General features: G+C 75.3%; 16 protein-coding genes and 1 tRNA gene. 5 read left to right on the top strand and 12 right to left on the bottom strand.

The window, feature by feature from the left end; genetic code table 11:
* Positions 1 to 56 precede the first annotated feature (56 nt).
* The gene (locus LY71_RS04945) at positions 57 to 497 is read left to right on the top strand and encodes a YccF domain-containing protein (protein ID WP_106275817.1); all 441 of its coding nucleotides are present in this window, start codon (positions 57 to 59) and stop codon (positions 495 to 497) included.
* A 10-nt stretch (positions 498 to 507) separates the two neighbouring features.
* On the opposite strand, the gene LY71_RS04940 is transcribed toward LY71_RS04945, so the two are convergent.
* From LY71_RS04940 to LY71_RS04920, 5 genes are all read right to left on the bottom strand, one after another.
* Positions 508 to 1,665 carry a thiolase family protein gene (locus LY71_RS04940; RefSeq protein ID WP_106275816.1) on the bottom strand — a complete coding sequence of 386 codons (1,158 nt, stop codon included), beginning with the start codon at positions 1,663 to 1,665 and terminating at the stop codon, positions 508 to 510.
* Complete coding sequence (locus tag LY71_RS04935) at positions 1,662 to 2,684, bottom strand: AMP-binding protein (RefSeq protein WP_106275815.1); 1,023 nt, start codon at positions 2,682 to 2,684, stop codon at positions 1,662 to 1,664. The genes LY71_RS04940 and LY71_RS04935 overlap by 4 nt, the downstream gene beginning before the upstream one ends.
* Positions 2,681 to 3,097 (bottom strand): acyl-CoA thioesterase, encoded by a 417-nt coding sequence (locus tag LY71_RS23335; RefSeq protein ID WP_211297141.1) that lies wholly within the window; start codon positions 3,095 to 3,097, stop codon positions 2,681 to 2,683. Before LY71_RS23335 ends, LY71_RS04935 begins: the two co-directional genes overlap by 4 nt.
* 405 nt (positions 3,098 to 3,502) lie before the next feature.
* Positions 3,503 to 5,173 carry an energy-dependent translational throttle protein EttA gene (gene ettA / locus LY71_RS04925; protein ID WP_106275814.1) on the bottom strand — a complete coding sequence of 557 codons (1,671 nt, stop codon included), beginning with the start codon at positions 5,171 to 5,173 and terminating at the stop codon, positions 3,503 to 3,505.
* A 101-nt stretch (positions 5,174 to 5,274) separates the two neighbouring features.
* On the bottom strand, positions 5,275 to 5,811 hold the full coding sequence (locus LY71_RS04920) for a single-stranded DNA-binding protein (protein ID WP_106275813.1): 537 nt from the start codon (positions 5,809 to 5,811) through the stop codon (positions 5,275 to 5,277).
* A 184-nt stretch (positions 5,812 to 5,995) separates the two neighbouring features.
* On the opposite strand from LY71_RS04920, the gene LY71_RS04915 reads away from it, so the two are divergent.
* Positions 5,996 to 6,068 (top strand) — tRNA-Arg (locus tag LY71_RS04915).
* A 137-nt stretch (positions 6,069 to 6,205) separates the two neighbouring features.
* Positions 6,206 to 6,865, top strand: coding sequence for a DUF4333 domain-containing protein (locus LY71_RS04910; protein ID WP_106275812.1), 660 nt, complete (start codon positions 6,206 to 6,208; stop codon positions 6,863 to 6,865).
* 85 nt (positions 6,866 to 6,950) lie between these two features.
* Here the strand turns inward: LY71_RS04910 and LY71_RS04905 are convergent, their stop codons facing one another.
* Positions 6,951 to 7,994 carry an LLM class flavin-dependent oxidoreductase gene (locus LY71_RS04905; protein WP_106275811.1) on the bottom strand — a complete coding sequence of 348 codons (1,044 nt, stop codon included), beginning with the start codon at positions 7,992 to 7,994 and terminating at the stop codon, positions 6,951 to 6,953.
* 132 nt (positions 7,995 to 8,126) lie between these two features.
* Between LY71_RS04905 and LY71_RS04900 the strand changes: the two genes are divergently transcribed.
* Positions 8,127 to 10,115, top strand: a complete 1,989-nt coding sequence (locus tag LY71_RS04900) for a putative bifunctional diguanylate cyclase/phosphodiesterase (protein ID WP_245887666.1) — start codon at positions 8,127 to 8,129, stop codon at positions 10,113 to 10,115.
* A 4-nt stretch (positions 10,116 to 10,119) separates the two neighbouring features.
* On the opposite strand, the gene LY71_RS04895 is transcribed toward LY71_RS04900, so the two are convergent.
* A complete protein-coding gene (locus LY71_RS04895; RefSeq protein ID WP_106275810.1) occupies positions 10,120 to 10,908 on the bottom strand; it encodes an SGNH/GDSL hydrolase family protein in 789 nt (262 codons plus the stop codon).
* 42 nt (positions 10,909 to 10,950) lie between these two features.
* Positions 10,951 to 12,381, bottom strand: a complete 1,431-nt coding sequence (locus LY71_RS04890) for a dihydrolipoyl dehydrogenase family protein (RefSeq protein WP_106275809.1) — start codon at positions 12,379 to 12,381, stop codon at positions 10,951 to 10,953.
* Between the two features lie 27 nt (positions 12,382 to 12,408).
* Between LY71_RS04890 and LY71_RS04885 the strand changes: the two genes are divergently transcribed.
* Positions 12,409 to 12,906, top strand: a complete 498-nt coding sequence (locus tag LY71_RS04885; RefSeq protein ID WP_106275808.1) for a flavin reductase family protein — start codon at positions 12,409 to 12,411, stop codon at positions 12,904 to 12,906.
* On the opposite strand, the gene LY71_RS04880 is transcribed toward LY71_RS04885, so the two are convergent.
* Genes LY71_RS04880 through LY71_RS04865 form a run of 4 tightly spaced genes read right to left on the bottom strand, consistent with a single transcriptional unit; the run spans position 12,882 to position 16,895 of the window.
* Positions 12,882 to 14,018: a CaiB/BaiF CoA transferase family protein gene (locus LY71_RS04880; RefSeq protein ID WP_170121220.1), complete on the bottom strand. Its 1,137-nt coding sequence runs from the start codon at positions 14,016 to 14,018 to the stop codon at positions 12,882 to 12,884. The two genes, LY71_RS04885 and LY71_RS04880, sit on opposite strands and share 25 nt — an antisense overlap.
* A complete protein-coding gene (locus tag LY71_RS04875) occupies positions 14,015 to 14,614 on the bottom strand; it encodes a TetR/AcrR family transcriptional regulator (RefSeq protein ID WP_211297140.1) in 600 nt (199 codons plus the stop codon). The genes LY71_RS04880 and LY71_RS04875 overlap by 4 nt, the downstream gene beginning before the upstream one ends.
* A gap of 53 nt (positions 14,615 to 14,667) precedes the next feature.
* The gene (locus tag LY71_RS04870; RefSeq protein ID WP_106275806.1) at positions 14,668 to 16,236 is read right to left on the bottom strand and encodes a class I adenylate-forming enzyme family protein; all 1,569 of its coding nucleotides are present in this window, start codon (positions 16,234 to 16,236) and stop codon (positions 14,668 to 14,670) included.
* 20 nt (positions 16,237 to 16,256) lie between these two features.
* Entirely contained in the window at positions 16,257 to 16,895 is a 639-nt protein-coding gene (locus LY71_RS04865; RefSeq protein WP_106275805.1) for a nitroreductase family protein, read from the bottom strand.
* Positions 16,896 to 17,039 lie beyond the last annotated feature (144 nt).

Raw genomic sequence — 17,039 nt, 5'->3', positions numbered from 1 at the left:
GGGGGCGCCACCGTGCCCGGGCGGAACCTCTCCGCCGCGCGGCCCGTGGAACAGGCGTGGACACCCTCCGCACGCTGCTCAACCTCGTCTGGCTGGTCCTGCAGGGCTGGCTGCTCGCGCTGGCCTACGCCCTCGCCGGGGTCGTCGCCTGCGTCTTCGTCGTCACCATCCCGTTCGGCATCGCGGCGTTCCGCCTCGCGGGCTTCGTCGTCTGGCCCTTCGGGCGGACGACGGTGCGCGCGCCCGGCGCCGGGGTCGCCTCGGCGCTGGGCAACCTGGTCTGGTTCCTGGTGGCCGGCTGGTGGCTGGCACTCATCCACGTCGTGGCCGGCATCGGCTTCTGCCTGACGGTCGTCGGCATCCCGTTCGGTGTCGCGTCGTTCAAGCTCGCCGCGGTCGGCCTGTTCCCGCTGGGCAAGCGGGTGGTCGACACGACGCCGCCCCGCGACTGGCTGCACGCCGGCGGCGGCGTCGTCCAGGGGGCGCCGGCCCGCTGAGCCGGCGGCCTCAGCCGCAGGCCTCGACGACCATCGCGACGCCCTGCCCGCCGCCCACGGCGACGGCCGCCAGGCCGAGCCGGCCACCCGGGCGGCGGACGAGCTGGGAGAACAGCCGGACGGCGAGGACGGCGCCCGACGCGCCCCAGGGGTGGCCGAGGGCGAGCGCTCCTCCCTCGGGGCAGACCCGCTCGGGGTCCAGGCCCAGCTCGGCGCAGCAGGCGAGCACCTGACCGGCGAAGGCCTCGTTGAGCTCGACGACGTCGATCTCGTCGAGGGTCACCCCGGCCCGGTCGAGCGCCAGCCGGGTGGCGGGCACCAGGCCGCGCCCCGGCCGGTTCGGGTCCACCCCGGCCGTCGCGGTGGCGAGCACCCGCAGGCCCGGCACGCCGAGCCGGCGGTGCGTGCCGGCGTCGACCACGGTGACCAGCGCGGCCCCGTCGTTGACGCCGCAGGCGTTGCCGGCGGTGACGGTGCCGCCGGGCCGGAAGGCGGGGCGCAGCCGGGCCAGCCGCTCGACGGTCAGCCCGGCGCGGGGTCGGTCGTCGCGGCTGACACCGGCCACGGGGAGGACCTCGGCGTCGAAGCCGCCGTCACGCCAGGTGGTGACGGCGCGGGCGTGCGACCGGGCCGCGTACCGGTCCTGCTCCTCCCGGGAGACGCCGCAGTCGCGGGCGAGCAGGTCGGCCGCCGGCCCCATGTCCGGGTCGCCGAGGGCGGCGGGCGCGAACGGTGCCCGCTCGTAGCGCACCGGCCCGCCGCCGTCCTCCGGGGGCCAGGAGCGCCACGGCGCGGTCGAGGCCGACTCCACGCCCCCGGCGAGCACCGCGCCCGGCTCGCTGCGCACCAGTGCCGCCGCCACGGCGATCGCGGCCAGCCCGCTGCCGCACTGCCGGTCGACGGTGAGACCGGGGACGGAGACGGGCAGGCCGGCCTGCAGCGCGGCCACCCGGGCCACGTCGCCGCCGGGGCCGGTGCAGTTGCCGAGGACGACGTCGCGGATGTCTCCCGGGGCGATACTGCGCCGGTCGAGCCGCCCGGCGAGGGCGGCGACGAGCGGCGCGGCGAGGTCCGGGGCGGGAAGGCGGGCCAGCGACCGGCCGGCCGTGCCGATCGGCGTCCGCAGCGCGTCCACGACCACCGGCGCGTCGGCGGCGGACCCGCTCACCTCGGGGCCGCCGGCGCGAGGGCCCCCGAGGCCGCCAGCGCGGCGAGCGCGGCCCGGTCCACCTTGCCGCCGGGGGTGAGCGGGAACGCGGGTGCGTGCAGCCACCGGTGCGGCCGCTCCGCCGGCCCGAGACCGGCCCGCGCAGCCGCCCGGGCGGCCGGCAGCAGGGCGGGGTCGGCGAGCACGGCGGTGACCACCGCGCCCAGGCGCGCGTGCGGCACCCCCACCACCACGACGTCGCCGCCGGTGGCGCGGCGCAGCACCGACTCGACGTCGTCGACCAGCACCGTCGCGCCGGCGGTGACGACGGCGTCGCAGCCGCGGCCGCGGACGGTCAGCGACGCCCCGTCGAGGCTGCCGCGGTCGCCGACGGTGGCGAACCCGTCGTCGTCCCGTGTGAACGGGCCGTCGGCGCCGTCGTAGCCGAGCGCGAGCCAGGGGGAGCGCACCCACAGCCGGCCGGCCCGCACCTGCGCCGTCACGTCGGGGAACAGCCGCAGGTCGTCCTCGGCGCTGCCCCAGGCGACGAAGGACAGCTCCGCCGCCCCGTAGTAGTGGTGCACCGCGGCACCGGCCGCCGCGGCGCGGCCGGCCACCTGCCGGGCCAGCCGGTCACCGGCGACGACGACGGTGCGGCCGCGCAGGTCGGTCCCCGCGGCCAGCGCGGCGACGAGCGCGGCGGGGGTCAGGTGCGCGTGCGTGGCCTGCTCGGGTGCGGTCACGACCGCGGCGCCGACCCAGCGGGCGTGCACGACGGCGAAGAGGTTCATCGTCGCCGCGAGGGGGCCGGGGACCCACACGCGGGCCCCGGCGTCCAGGCCGGCCAGCCGGGAGACGTGCGGGAAGGAGCCGGTCCACGAGGCGGGGGTGCGGACGACGGCCCGCGCCCGGCCGGTGGTGCCCGACGTCCGCAGGGCGACGAGGTGGCCGCGCTCGTGGGCGTCGAGGAAGGCCGCGACCGGGTCCGCGGCGGCGGAGACGTCGACGACCGCAGGGGACGCTCCCGGCTGCGCGGTCACGGGGCGGCGGGCTCGTCGGTCCAGCGGGTGAGGAACTCCTTCTCGTCGGGCGTCAGCCGGCGCGGCCGGTCGATCGAGAAGTCGAACGGGACCAGCAGCGTGCTGCCGGTGACCGCGAGCTGGTCGTGGTCGAAGACCTCGTAGTGGCAGGTGAAGGCGGCGGCGCGGACGCCCGACACCCAGACCTGCACGTCGAGCGGGCGGGCGGAGTAGACGACCGGCCGCTTGTACTGGATGTCGTGGGCGGCGACCACCGTCCCCCGGCGCAGGCCGGTGCGCTCCTCCAGCGAGGCGCGCTCGAAGAACAGCGCGACGCGCGCCATCTCGAAGTACTGCAGGTGGACGACGTTGTTGACGTGGCCGTAGGCGTCCATGTCCGACCACCGCATCGGGACCTGCACCGTGAACCGCACGGCGCCCACCCTGCCGCATCCCGCCCGGTGGTCGCCCGGGGTGCCGTCCCGGCCGGCCGGGACGACGCAGCCGGCGTCGCGGTGCTGCCGTCGGGACGCCGGACCGACAGGCCCGCTGCAGGGTGGGTTCGGCGGCCGACGCGCTCCGCGCCGCCGCCGGACGGCGCGAGATGTGCACGCACCGCTCCCCGGGCGGCGGTCGAAGCGCGGGATGTGCACACAGCGCGGACCAGCCGCCGTGGGGACGCCGACGAGACGCCGACGGCCGGCCGGAGCGGTGCTCCGGCCGGCCGTCGGTGAGGTGCTGGAACGGCCCCGCTGCCGGGGCCTGGCGACGTGCTGGAACGGCCCCTCCGCAGGAGCCCGCCGCGAGCTCGCGAGCGGTGGGGGCGGAGGGGTCCTTCCTCAGTCGCGGGACAGCTTGCGGTAGGTGGCGCGGTGCGGCCGCGCCGCCTCCGGCCCCAGCCGCTCGACCTTGTTCTTCTCGTAGTCGGCGAAGTTGCCCTCGAACCAGAACCACTTCGACTCGCCCTCGTAGGCGAGGATGTGGGTGGCCACGCGGTCGAGGAACCACCGGTCGTGGCTGACCACCACGGCGCAGCCGGGGAACTCCAGCAGTGCCGACTCCAGGCTGGTGAGCGTCTCGACGTCGAGGTCGTTGGTCGGCTCGTCGAGCAGCAGCAGGTTGCCGCCCTGCTTGAGGGTCAGCGCCAGGTTCAGCCGGTTGCGCTCACCGCCGGAGAGCACGCCGGCCGGCTTTTGCTGGTCGGGTCCCTTGAACCCGAACGCCGCGACGTAGGCCCGCGAGGGCATCTCGACGTTGCCGACCTTGATGTGGTCGAGACCGTCGGAGACGACCTCCCACAGCGTCTTCTTGGGGTCGATGCCGCCGCGGCTCTGCTCGACGTAGGAGATCTTGACCGTCTCGCCGACCTTGATGTCGCCGTCGTCGGGCTTCTCCTCGCCGACCAGCATCTTGAACAGCGTGGTCTTGCCGGCACCGTTGGGGCCGACGACGCCGACGATGCCGTTGCGCGGCAGCGTGAAGGTCAGGTCGTCGATGAGGAGCCGGTCGCCGAAGCCCTTGGTGAGGTCGGCGGTCTCGACGACGACGTTGCCCAGGCGCGGACCCGGCGGGATCTGGATCTCCTCGAAGTCCAGCTTCCGGAACTTGTCGGCCTCGGCGGCCATCTCCTCGTAGCGGGCGAGGCGGGCCTTGCTCTTGGCCTGGCGGGCCTTGGCGCCGGAGCGGACCCACTCCAGCTCCTCCTTGAGCCGCTTCTGCCGCTTGGCGTCCTTGGCGCCCTCGACCTTCAGGCGGGCGGCCTTGGTCTCCAGGTACGTGGAGTAGTTGCCCTCGTAGGGGTAGGCCCGGCCGCGGTCGAGCTCGAGGATCCACTGGGCGACGTTGTCGAGGAAGTACCGGTCGTGGGTGACGGCGACGACGGTGCCGGCGTACTTCTCCAGGTGCTGCTCCAGCCACGCCACGCTCTCGGCGTCGAGGTGGTTGGTGGGCTCGTCGAGCAGCAGCAGGTCGGGCGCCTCGAGCAGCAGCCGGCAGAGCGCCACGCGGCGGCGCTCACCGCCGGAGAGGACGGTGACGTCGGCGTCGCCGGGCGGGCAGCGCAGTGCGTCCATCGCCTGCTCGATGCGGGCGTCGAGCTCCCAGCCGTCGTGCTGCTCGATGACCTCCATGAGCTCGCCCTGCTCGGCCAGCAGTGCGTCGAAGTCGGCGTCGGGCTCCCCCATCGCCGCGCTGACCTCCTCGAAGCGGGTCAGCGCGTCGCGCAGCGGCTTGACCGCCTCCTCGACGTTGCCGCGCACGTCGAGCTCCTCGTTGAGCGGCGGCTCCTGCAGCAGGATGCCGACGGTCGCGTCGGGCGCCAGCACGACGTCGCCGTTCGAGGGCTGCTGCAGGCCGGCCATGATCTGCAGGACCGTCGACTTGCCGGCGCCGTTGGGCCCGACGACGCCGATCTTCGCGCCGGGCAGGAACGACAGGGTGACGTCGTCGAGGATCACCTTGTCGCCGTGCGCCTTGCGGGCACGGACCATGGAGTAGATGTACTGAGCCACTGGGCTTCGCAGGCCTTCCGTCGGTTCGCGAGTGGCGGGCGGGCCGGGGGTGCCGGCCCGCCCGCGTGCGTTCTCCCCGCCGATCCTCCCAGCCCGGGCGACTAGACGTGCGCGGGCTCCGCGGTGAGGTCGCGGGCGTCCACCCCGTGCAACGTCTCGGGGGCCGTCTCGTAGTCCCGCCCGCGGACGAGGCCGGCCTCGTGCTCGGTCAGGGCCTCGCCGGACAGGTCGTCGCCGCGCAGGTCGCCGCCCCCGGCGGGCAGCGGCTCGGCCGACCGCTCCGACCGGGTGCGCCGGAACACGCCGGTGCCGCGGTTCAGGTTGTGGCCGACGGCCAGGGCGCGGATGCGCGGGGTGCTGCGCCGGCCGCTCTCGCCCTCCCAGCTGTGCGTGGTGAGCGTGCCCTGGACGATCACCGGGTCGCCCTTGCTGACGCTGCCGGAGACGTTGCCGGACAGGTCGTTCCAGCACTCGACGTCGACCCAGAAGGTGCCGGCGTCGACGAACGCCTGGGTCTGGCTGTCGAAGCGCCGGGCGGTGGAGGCCAGGCGGAAGTTGGTGACCGCGCCGTTCTGCAGGCTGACGCGGCGGGGTGAGTCGACGACGTTGCCGACGACGGTGACGTGGGTGTCGTTCACGGTGCTCCTCGGTTCCTCGGGGACCGGCACCGCGCCGGCCCGGGTCGACCCTTCCCCGGCGTGGGCACCGCGGGCGGCACCGGGCGCGGACTGTGGACGGGGCCGGCCCTGTGGACGACGCGACTCCGCTGTGTCGGTGGCGGAGCGCGGCCGGCCGCGGGGAGGTGTCATCATCGGCGCCCGAGCGCCCGTAGCTCAGCGGATAGAGCAGGTGCCTTCTAAGCACTTGGTCGCAGGTTCGATCCCTGCCGGGCGCGCTCGCCGGACCGGAGGGAAGGCGCAGGACAGCGCCCCGACAGGACCTGCAAGTGGCCTGCCAGAGGACTGCAAGCGGGCGGCGGCACGGTGCTCCCGAGCACCCGGGGACGGCCCGGGACCGATCGAGGAGTCCCACGTGACCCAGATCCACGACCCCCGCTACGGCACCCCGAACCCCCAGGGCCCGGGCCCCTACGGGCCGCCGCCCTTCCCCGCCCCGGGCCACGGCGCCCCCGGCGGCTACGGCCAGCCGCAGCCCACCCAGAAGAAGCGCACCGGCGCGATCGTCGGCAGCATCGTCGCCGTGCTGGTCCTCGCCGGCCTCGGCGTCGGCGCCTTCTTCCTGTTCAGCACGAGCTACCTCGACACCGCCGAGGCCGAGCGGCAGATCGTCTCGATCACCGAGGAGCAGGCCGGCGTCACGGTCACCGACGTCAGCTGCCCCGAGGACGTCGAGCTCGCCGCCGGCACGGTGACCACCTGCACCGCGATGGTCGAGGGCCAGGAGGTCGGCTACACCGTCGAGCAGACCGACGACGAGGGCAACGTCCGCATCGACAGCACCGGGGTCTTCGTCTCGGTCGCCGACGTGGAGGCGCTGCTGACCGAGCAGTTCGCCACCGAGGCCGGCCTGACGGTCACCTCGACCTGCGACGCCGGGGACCGCACCGTCCTGGTCGCCGCCGACGGGCTGGAGATCGCCTGCGAGGCGGCCCTGGTCGACGACCCGACCGACGTGGGCACCGTCACCGCCCTCATCGACGCCGAGGGCAACGTCTCCTTCGACGCCAGCTGAGCGGAGCCCCCTGACCCCGGGCACTCCCTCCGGAGGACGAGCGGCCCAGGACCGATCCGGTCCTGGGCCGCTCGCGTGCGTCCGGTCAGCGGGAGCCGGCGGGCGCCCAGCCGATCGCCGGGGCGACGTGCCGGGCGACGTTCTCCAGCAGGGCCGCGTTGTACTCCACGCCGAGCATGTTCGGCACGGTGAGCAGCAGCGTGTCGGCCTCGCGGACGGCGGCGTCCTTGGCCAGCTCCTCGGCCAGCTGGTCGGGCTCACCGACGTAGCTCTTGCCGAAGCGGGCGCGCACGCCCTCGAGCAGCCCGACCTGGTCCTCCCCGGAGCGCTCGCCGAAGTAGGCGCGGTCGAGGTCGGTGACGACCGGGATCACGCTGCGGCTCACCGACACCCGCGGCCGGCGGTCCCACCCGGCCTCGGCCCACGCGGCGCGGAACCGGGTGATCTGCTCGGCCTGCAGCTCGTCGAAGGGGACGCCGGTGTCCTCCACCAGCAGCGTGGAGCTCATCAGGTTCATCCCCTGGCGGGCCGCCCACTCCCCCGTGGCCCGGGTGCCCGCGCCCCACCAGACGCGGTCGGCCAGGCCCGGCGACTGCGGCTGCACGGCCAGCCGGCCGCGCGCGCCACCGGTCATCCCGGGGTCGGCGTCGACGACGGTCGCGCCGCGGACGGCGGCCAGGAACAGCGCCGTCTTCTCCCGCGCCAGGTCGGCGTCCGAGGACCCCTCCGGCGGCACGTAGCCGAAGGCCTCCGCGCCGCGCAGCGCCGTCTCCGGCGAGCCGCGGCTCACGCCGAGCTGCAGCCGCCCGCCGCTGATCAGGTCGGTGGCCGCGGCTTCCTCCGCCATGTACAGGGGGTTCTCGTAGCGCATGTCGACCACACCGGTGTCGATCTCGACCCGCGAGGTCCGCGCGGCCATGGCGGCCAGCAGCGGGAACGGCGAGGCGAGCTGGCGGGCGAAGTGGTGCACGCGCACGAACGCGCCGTCCAGGCCGAGCTCCTCGGCGGCCACCGCGAGCTCGACGCTCTGCACCAGCGCGTCCCGCGCGCTGCGCACCTGCGAGCCGGCGATCGGCTGCCAGTGGCCGAACGACAGGAACCCGATCCGCTTGTCCGTGCCAGGGGTCACGCAGGCACCAGCGCGCCCGCCGGGACGGGTGTTCCCGGTGGGACGCTCCCATCACCCGGTGTGATCGGTCGACCACGACATTCCGACGACGGGTTCCGTCACTCCCGGCGCCCGGTCGGCCACCCTGTCGGGGTGACTCTCAGCGCCCCCCGCACGCCGCAGCCGAGGGCCGGCCAGCCCGGGCGGCCCGGCAGCCCGGCGGGCTCGAGGCTGCGGGCCATCGACACGCTGCTGGCCGACCGCGGCCAGCTCTTCCGCGCCCTGTTCCTGTCCTCGCCGGTCCCGCAGGCCCTCGTCGACCTCGACGGGCGCCTGCTCGTGGTCAACGACGCGCTGTGCGCGCTGTCCGGCCGCGGCGTCGAGGACATGGTCGGCCGGCACGTCGACCTGCTCGCCCACCCCGACGAGGCCCCCGTCCGCGACGGCGGGACCGGCGCCGTGCCCGGCCTCGACCCGTGGCTGCGCCAGGAGGGCGAGCGCCGCCTGCGCCGCGCCGACGGCAGCGAGCTGTGGGTGCAGCAGTCGCACGACGTGGTGCACCGCAGCACCGGGGAGCCGCAGTTCGTCGTCCTGTCCCTGGTCGACGTCACCGACCGCCGCCGCGCCGAGGAGGACCTGGTCCGCCGGGCCTTCACCGACCCGCTCACCGGCCTGCCCAACCGCCGGGCGCTCACCGACCGGCTCAACCACGCCCTCGCGCTCTCCCGCCGCCGGGGCCTGCAGGTCGGCCTGGTGCACCTGGACCTCGACCGGTTCCAGGCGGTGAACGACACCCTCGGCACCGAGGCCGGCGACCAGCTGCTCAGCCAGGTCGCCGACCGGCTGCGCTGGAGCACCCGCGTCGAGGACACCGCCGTCCGGCTGGGCGCCGACGAGTTCCTCATCCTCGCCGAGGACGTCGAGGACCTCGACGGGCTGCGCGCGCTGGCCGACCGGCTGCTCGCCGTCCTCGACGACCCGTTCCAGCTCGGCGGCCGCGAGATCGTGCTGTCGGCCAGCGTGGGGCTGACCATGGGCTCCGACGTCGGCCCCGACGACCTGCTGCGCCAGGCGCACAACGCGCTGACCCGCGCCAAGCGGGACGGCAGCCGGGCTCGCATCGAGGTGCACGACGACGGCCTGACCGACGACGAGGTCGACCTGCTGCAGCTGGAGACCGACCTGCGCCGGGCGCTGGACGGCGACGAGCTGCGGCTGTTCTACCAGCCCATCGTGTCCCTGGCCGACGAGACGCTGCTGGGCTACGAGGCGCTCATCCGCTGGCAGCACCCCACCCGCGGGCTGCTCCCGCCCGGGGCCTTCCTCGACGCCGCCGAGAACAACCGGCTGACCTCCCGGCTCGGCGCCTGGGTGCTGCACCAGGCGTGCAACGACGCCGCGGGCTGGCCGGCCGGGCTGCGGGTGCACGTCAACGTCTCGGCCCGCCACCTGGCCGAGCCCGGGTTCAGCGACCTGGTCGCCGCCGCGCTGGACGAGTCCGGCCTGCCGCCCGAGCGGCTGGAGCTGGAGATCACCGAGTCGACGGCGCTGTTCGCCGCCGAGGCCACCCTCCAGGCGGTGTCGGAGGTGACCGAGCGCGGCGTGACGCTGGCGCTCGACGACTTCGGCACCGGCTACTCGGCGATCACCGCGCTGCACCGGCTGCCGATCCACACCGTCAAGATCGACCGCTCCTTCGTCGCCGACGTCGTCACCCAGCCCTCCACCGCCGCGCTGGTGCACGGCCTGCTGCAGCTGGGCCGGGGCATGGGCCTGCAGGTGATCGCGGAGGGCATCGAGGACCTCGACCAGGCGAACTGGCTGCGCCGGCACGGCTGCGCGATGGCCCAGGGCTACGCCTTCGGCCGGCCCGCGCCGCTGCCCAGCCGCACCGGCCCGCGGGCGGCCGAGGCCCTCGTCGAGCGGGCCGCCGAGGAGGCCGCCGCCGTCCTGGAGGCGGTCACCGGCGAGCTCGAGGCCGTGACGGGCGAGGTCCCCGCGGTCCCGGCGGTCCCGGCCGGTGCCGACGGCATCGACCTGTTCCCGATCGAGGACACCCTGCCGCCGCCCTCGCGGCGGATGTTCCTCAAGGTCGTCGACGACGACCCGCCCGCCGGTGAGGGACGCGGCCGCCGCTCCTGACGTCTCAGGGCAGCGCGAGCGGCACCGGGCGCTTGGGCGACCGGCCGTCACCGGAGGAGCGCCCGCGCACCCGGCGGGCGACCCACGGCCCGACGAAGCCGCGCACCCACGCGGCCTCCTCGGCCAGCGCCGCCCGCAGCGCCCGCGGCGGTGCCGGGGGCAGCGGGGTGCGCCAGTCGCCGTCGTCGGCGACCGGGACGCCCAGCGCCGCGGCCGCGGCCAGGGCCGTGCGGCGGTGCCCCTCGGCGGTGAGGTGGATGCGGTCGCCGTCCCACAGCCGCCAGTCCAGCAGCCAGCCGGCACCCCACTGGTCGAGGACGACGGCGCCGTGCCGCGCGGCGATCGACCACAGCGAGGCGTTGAACACCGCCACCCGGCCGCGGGTGCGCCGGATGATCGGCGTCAGCCGCGGGTCGACGCCGGTGGCCAGCAGCACGTCGGCGCCGTCGGCCCGGAACCCGGCCACCGCCTCCTCCAGCGCGGCCGCCAGCCGGTCGGGGTCGGCGCCGGGCCGCAGCAGGTCGTTGCCGCCGGCCACCAGGCTGATCAGGTCCGGTCGCGCGGCGCGGGCCACGGGCACCTGCTCGGCGAGCACCTGGTGCAGCAGCCGGCCGCGGATGGCGAGGTTGGCGTACTCCAGGCCGGGACCGGCGGCGGCGAGGTGGTCGGCGAGCCGGTCGGCCCAGCCGCGGTACTCGCCGGGACGGTCGGGGTCGGGGTCGGCCAGCCCCTCGGTGAAGGAGTCGCCGAGGGCGACGTAGCGCCGCCAGGAGGAACGGGACGGTGCGGGCACGCCTCCACTCCAGCACGGTGATCGGGACCACCGCGCACCGGCTCAGCCGCGGAACGCCTCGAGCAGGCGCAGCCAGATCTCGCTGACCGTCGGGTAGGCCGGGACCGCGTGCCACAGCCGGCTGATCGGCACCTCCCCCACGACGGCGATCGTGGCCGCGTGCAGCAGCTCGGCCACCGCCGGGCCGACGAAGGTGACGCCGAGCAGCACCTCGCGCTCGGGATCGACGACGGCGATCGCGGTGCCCTCGTAGCCGTCGGCGAACAGCGAGGCGCCGGCGACCGAGCCGATCGGGTACTCGACCACTCGGTGCGGCAGGCCCCGCTCCTGCGCCTGGGCGCTGGTCAGCCCGACGCTGGCCACCTGCGGGAGGGTGAACACGACCGAGGGCGTGGCGGCGCGGTCGGCGGTGGCGGTGTGCGGCGACCAGTCCTCGGCGCGGACCTCCTCGCCGCGGGCGCGGGCGACGATGGCCGCCCCGGCCTGGCGCGCCTGGTACTTGCCCATGTGGGTGAGCTGGCGGCGGCCGTTGACGTCGCCCACGCCGTAGAGCCACGGCAGGCCCCGCACCTGCAGCGTGTCGTCGACGTCGAGGTACTCGCCCGGCTCGAGGCCCACGGTGTCCACGCCGACGGCGGTGGTGCGCGCCCGCCGGCCGACGGCCACGAGCACCTCGTCACCGCGCACCTCCTCGCCGTCGACGGTGAGGACGACCTCGTCGCCGTCGCGGCGGGCGGCGCCCACGTGCGCACCGAGGCGGACGTCGACGCCGTGGGCGCGCAGCGACGCGAGCACCGCGTCACCGGCCTGCGGCTCCGCGCCGGGCAGCAGCCGGTCGCCGCGCTGGAACAGGGTGACCTGCGAGCCGAGCGCGTTCCAGGCGAAGGACATCTCGCAGCCGACGTAGCCGCCGCCCACCACGAGCAACCGGCGCGGTGCCGCCTCGGCGCTGGTGGCCTCGCGCGGGGTCCACGGCTGCACGTCGGGCAGCCCCTCGACCGGCGGCACCGCGGCCTCCGACCCGGTGCACACCGCGACCGCGTGCCGCGCCGTCAGCCGCGTGGTCCCGCCGTCGGGCCCGGTGACGACGACGGTGCGCTCGCCGTCGAGCCGGGCGGTGCCGCGCAGCAGGCCGATGCCGGCGCCCTCCACCCAGCCGACCTGGCCGCTGTCGTCCCAGTCGTGGGTGACGGAGTCGCGGCGCTCGAGGGTCGCGGCCACGTCCTGCTCGCCGGTCACCGCGGCCGCCGCGCCCTTGACCGCCGCCACCTCCTCGATGGCCTCGGTGCCGCGCAGCAGGGCCTTGCTCGGCATGCACGCGTAGTAGGAGCACTCCCCGCCGACGAGGTGCTCCTCCACCAGCACCGCGGACAGGCCGCCGCGGACGACGACGTCGGCGACGTTCTCCCCGGTCGACCCGGCTCCCAGCACGACGACGTCGTAGGTCTGCGCTGCGCTGCTCACCCGGCCCATCCTGCTCGGTGTGGTCGACTGGCGGCCATGTCCGTGTCGCCCGCCGACTTCGCCGCCGCGCTGCGCCAGCACCCCGCGGGGGTCGCGCTGATGACCGTCCGCGACGACACCGACGACGTGGGGACGACGGTCACCTCGGTGATGAGCGTCTCGGCCGACCCGCCGCTGGTGGCCGTGGGGCTGGCCGCCGACGGCTACCCCGCCGAGGTGCTCGAGGCGGTGGGGTCGTGCGCGCTCACCGTGCTCGCCGCCGGGCAGGCGATCCTGGCCAGCCGGTTCTCCTCGGCGGGCCGGCCCGGCGCCCGGCACCTGCTGGAGTCGGTGCCGTGGTCGCGGGCGCCGGGCAGCGAGGCGATCGTCCTCGACGGCGGCGTCGTCGCCCTGGACTGCCGGGTCGACCGCCTGGTGCCGGCCGGCGACCACGTGCTGGCGCTGCTGCGGGTCGTCGGCGTGCCGGTGCTGCGGGAGGACGCCGCTCCCCTGCTCCGCCTCCGCGGCCGCTACGTCGACGCCCCGGCGTCCTGATCCGCTCCGGGCCCCGTCCGCCACCGTGCGAGGACGTCGGCCGGCCCGACCTCCCGGACCCTCGAGGGAGGTCGCTGGGGGTGCCGCGAGAACCGGGGCGCCGCGGCAGCCTGCTCCACCCCGTCGACCGTCACCGTCGTCCCCCGCGCCCGCGCCGCCGGGTGGGCGCCCGCCTCCGCGAAGGAGAGCACGGGTGTCACGCAGGCGTCCGTGTCCGCGAAGTGCTCGGCCCAGGCGTCACGGGTGCGCTCGGCGAAGCGGCCGGCGAGCACGGCGCGCAGCTCCGGCCAGCGCCGCCGGTCCCAGCGGTCGGGCAGGTCGGCCTCCTCGAGGGCCAGGCCGGTCACCAGCAGCGCCCAGAACTGCGGCTCGAGGGCACCGACGGCGACGAACCGCCCGTCCGCGCAGCGGTACGTCGAGTAGAAGGGCGCGGAGCCGTCGAGCAGGTTGGCGCCGCGGTGGTCGGACCACCGGCCGGCGGCGCGCCACGACCACAGCAGCTGTGCCAGCACCCCGGCACCGTCGACCATCGCCGCGTCGACCACCTGGCCGGCACCCCCTCGGCCGCGGTCGTGCAGCGCGGCGAGGACGCCGGTGACCAGGAACATCGACCCACCACCGAAGTCCCCGACGAGGTTCAACGGCGGCAGCGGGGGCTCACCGGCCGGTCCCATGGTCTCCAGGACGCCGGTGACGGCCAGGTAGTTGATGTCGTGTCCGGCCGTCCGCGCCCAGGGACCGTCCTGTCCCCAGCCGGTCATCCGGCCGTACACCAGCCCGGGGTTGGCCGCCAGGCACTCCTCGGGGCCGAGGCCGAGACGCTCCATGACCCCCGGGCGGAAGCCCTCGAGCAGCACGTCCGCCGCGGCGACCAGGTGCAGCACGGTCGTCCGGCCGGCGTCGCTCCGGAGGTCGACGGCGGTCCGCTGCCGGTTGCGGTACAGCGCCGCGTCGGCGTCGACGACGCCGTCCGGCGAGGACGCCGTCCCCGGCCGTTCCACCCGCACGACGTCGGCCCCCAGGTCGGCCAGCACCATCGCCGCGTGCGGCACGGGTCCGATGCCGGCCATCTCCACGACGCGGAGCCCCGCCAGCGGCCCGGGGGCCGTCACGCCCGGTCCTCCCGTGCGTGCTGCAGCACCCCGTCGAGCGCGAGACCGAGGTAGGTCTCCACCAGCTCGTCGACGTCCGTGTCGGGCCGCAGCCACCAGCTGATGCCGTTCACCATGTCCAGGACCGCGACGGCGGCCCGCCCGGGGCTGTCCACGGCGAACTGACCGGCACGCACCCCGGCGGCGACCACGTCGCGCACCCGCCGCTGGTAGTACCGCCGGTGGTCGGTGATCACCGCGCGGTGCTCCGGGGTGAGGGCGGCCAGCTCGCGCAGCCCGACGAGGTGCTCGACCCGGTGGTCGGCGAGGTGCCGGATGTGCGCCCGCAGCAGGGCGGCCAGCCGGTCGGCCGGGCTGCCCTCCGCGTCGAGGAGCGGGATGTGCTGCTCGACGGGCACCTCCGTCATCGCGAGGGCGATGGCGTAGAGGATCTCCTCCTTGGACGAGAAGTGGTTGTACAGGCTGGCCCCGCGCATGCCGACCGCCTCGGCGATCTCGCGCATGCCGACGGTGTGGTAGCCGTGCTCGGCGAAGAACCGTGCCGCGGCCTCGGCGATCTCCGCCCTGCGCCGCCCCGGGACGGTCCGCGGACGCACGGACGGGGGGCGCCGGCCGTCCCCGTCCGGGACGGCCGGCTCCGGGACCCCGGTCACCGACCGTGGACCCGGCGCAGCTCGCGCTTGAGGAGCTTGCCCTGGGGGTCGACGGGGAGCTCGTCGACGACGTGGACGGCCTTCGGCACCTTGTAGGCGGCCAGCGACTCCCGGCAGTGCCCCCTCAGGTCCTCGCCGGTCACCGCCGCCCCGGGGCGCACGACCACGAACCCGGTCACCGCCTCGGACCAGTAGTCGTCGGGCAGCCCGACCACCGCCGCGCGGACGACGTCGGGATGGGCCTGCAGCGCACGCTCCACCTCCTGCGAGGACACGTTCAGCCCGCCGGTCTTGATCATGTCCTTGAGCCGGTCGAGGAAGAACAGGTTGCCCTGCTCGTCCTGCCGCACGATGTCACCGGTGTGCACCCAGCCGTCGCGGAGCACCTCGGCGGTGCGCTCGGGGTCCTTGAAGTAGCCGCGCATGACCGAGGGCGAGCGGCACAGCAGCTGACCGGTCCCCGACTCCTCGCCGTCGGCCCCCACCACCCGGACCTCCAGGTGCGAGACCGGCTTGCCGATCCAGGTCGGGTCGCCGTCGGGGATGTCCTCCAGCGTGCGGAACCAGCCCACCGAGCCCAGCTGGGAGAGCTCGGACTGTCCCCAGTAGGTCCCCCAAGTGACGCCCGGGGCGGCCTCGGCCCATGCCTTGATCGCGTGCGGCGACACCTGTCCGCCGTAGGTCATGCAGCGCTGCACCGTGCCGACCGCGGCCGCACCGAACGTCTCGTGGCCGGCCAGCGCGATGTAGAAGGTGGGGGTCTGGGCGATGACGGTGACCCCCTCGTCACGGATCATCGCCAGGGAGGCCCCGGCCTCGGTGGTGGCCGGCAGCACCAGGGTGGCGCCCATCATGAGCAGCGAGGTCATCGACCCGATGCCGGCGATCGTGTGGAACGGCATGACGTAGAGCCAGATGTCGTCGGTGCCCGTCCGCAGACCCCAGCCCCACGCCGGCGCGGTCGAGATGAGGTAGTTGCGGTGCGTGATCATCACGCCCTTGGGCGCGGCCTCCGTGCCGGAGGTGTAGACGACCAGGGCCAGGTCGTTCTCGTCCACCTGGGTGTCCGGCTCGCCGGCGTCGGCGCCGGCGAGCAGCTCCGGGAGGGACTCCCAGCCCTCCGGCGCGTCGCCCAGCACGAGCCACGTGGGGACGTCGACCTGCGCGCGCACCGCGTCGGCGACCGGGACGAACTCGGCGCCGGCGACCACCACGGCGGGCTCGAGGTGGGCCAGCTGGGCGGCGACCTCGGTCTCGCGGAACAGCACGTTGACGCCGGAGAACGCCGCGCCGACCTTGAGCGCCCCGAAGTAGGCCACCACCGACTCCACCCCGTTGCGCGCCATCACCGCGACCCGGTCACCACGGCGCACGCCGTGGGAGACCAGCACGGAGGCGAACCGGTTGGCGCGCTCGTCCAGCTCGGCGTAGGTGGTGACCCGGCGGGCGCCGTCCGCGCCGTAGGCGACGAAGGCCGGCTTGTCGCGCAGCGTCCTGGCGTGGCGCCGCAGCTGGTCGCCCAGCGTCGCCCGGCCCAGGGGGGTGGTCGTGATCGCGTCGGTCATCTCCTCAGGCCCTGCCCGGTTCAGCGGAACATCGGGGTCGAGAAGTCGTCGAGACCGACGATCTCCTCCACGGGCGAGCGGGTGAGCTTGCGCGGGAAGCCGCGGGCCGGGTAGCCGACCGCCAGGTGAGCGGCGGTGAGGAAACCGTCGGGGATGCCCAGCAGCTCCTTGACCTTCGGCTCCTCGTGGCACAGGAGCGTGGTGACCGCGCTGCCGAGCCCCTGGTCACGCAGCGCGAGGCAGAAGTTCTGCACGGTCGGGTAGATCGAGGCACCGCCGACGACCGGGGTCCGGTCCAGATCGGCGTCGGTCACGTGCAGGCCGGCGATCTCGGCACAGACGACCACCAGCACGGGGTGCTCGGCCAGGTGCCGGGCGAAGTGGTCGGCGCTCCGGACCGTCTCCGGGAGCGCGCCGACGTCGACCCCTCCCGACGCGATCGCGCCGAAGTACTCGTCCCAGTACGGCAGGTAGAGGTCCGCGAGCGCCTGCTTCTTGGCCTGGTCCCGCACGACGATCCAGCGCACCGGCTGGCGGTTGCCACCCTGCGGTCCGAACCGCGCGGCGTCGAAGGCCGCATGGAGGGCCTCGTCGGGCACCGGGTCGTCGGTGAAGTAGCGGCACGTGCCGGTGGTGCGCATCGCCTCGACGAGTTCCATGACGTCCTCCCGGGATCGCGGCCGCACTGGCTGACGACCGTTAGTATGGCGCGGACCACAGCATGGAGAGGGTTCGCGCCCGCTGTCAACGGTCACCTCGCGAGTCCGGACAACACCCCTGGCCTCTGGTCAGATGTGACTACC

It is taken from the genome of Geodermatophilus tzadiensis (genome assembly GCF_003002915.1).
Lineage (GTDB): Bacteria > Actinomycetota > Actinomycetes > Mycobacteriales > Geodermatophilaceae > Geodermatophilus > Geodermatophilus tzadiensis.
This window is presented reverse-complemented; position numbering and strand designations above follow the sequence as displayed.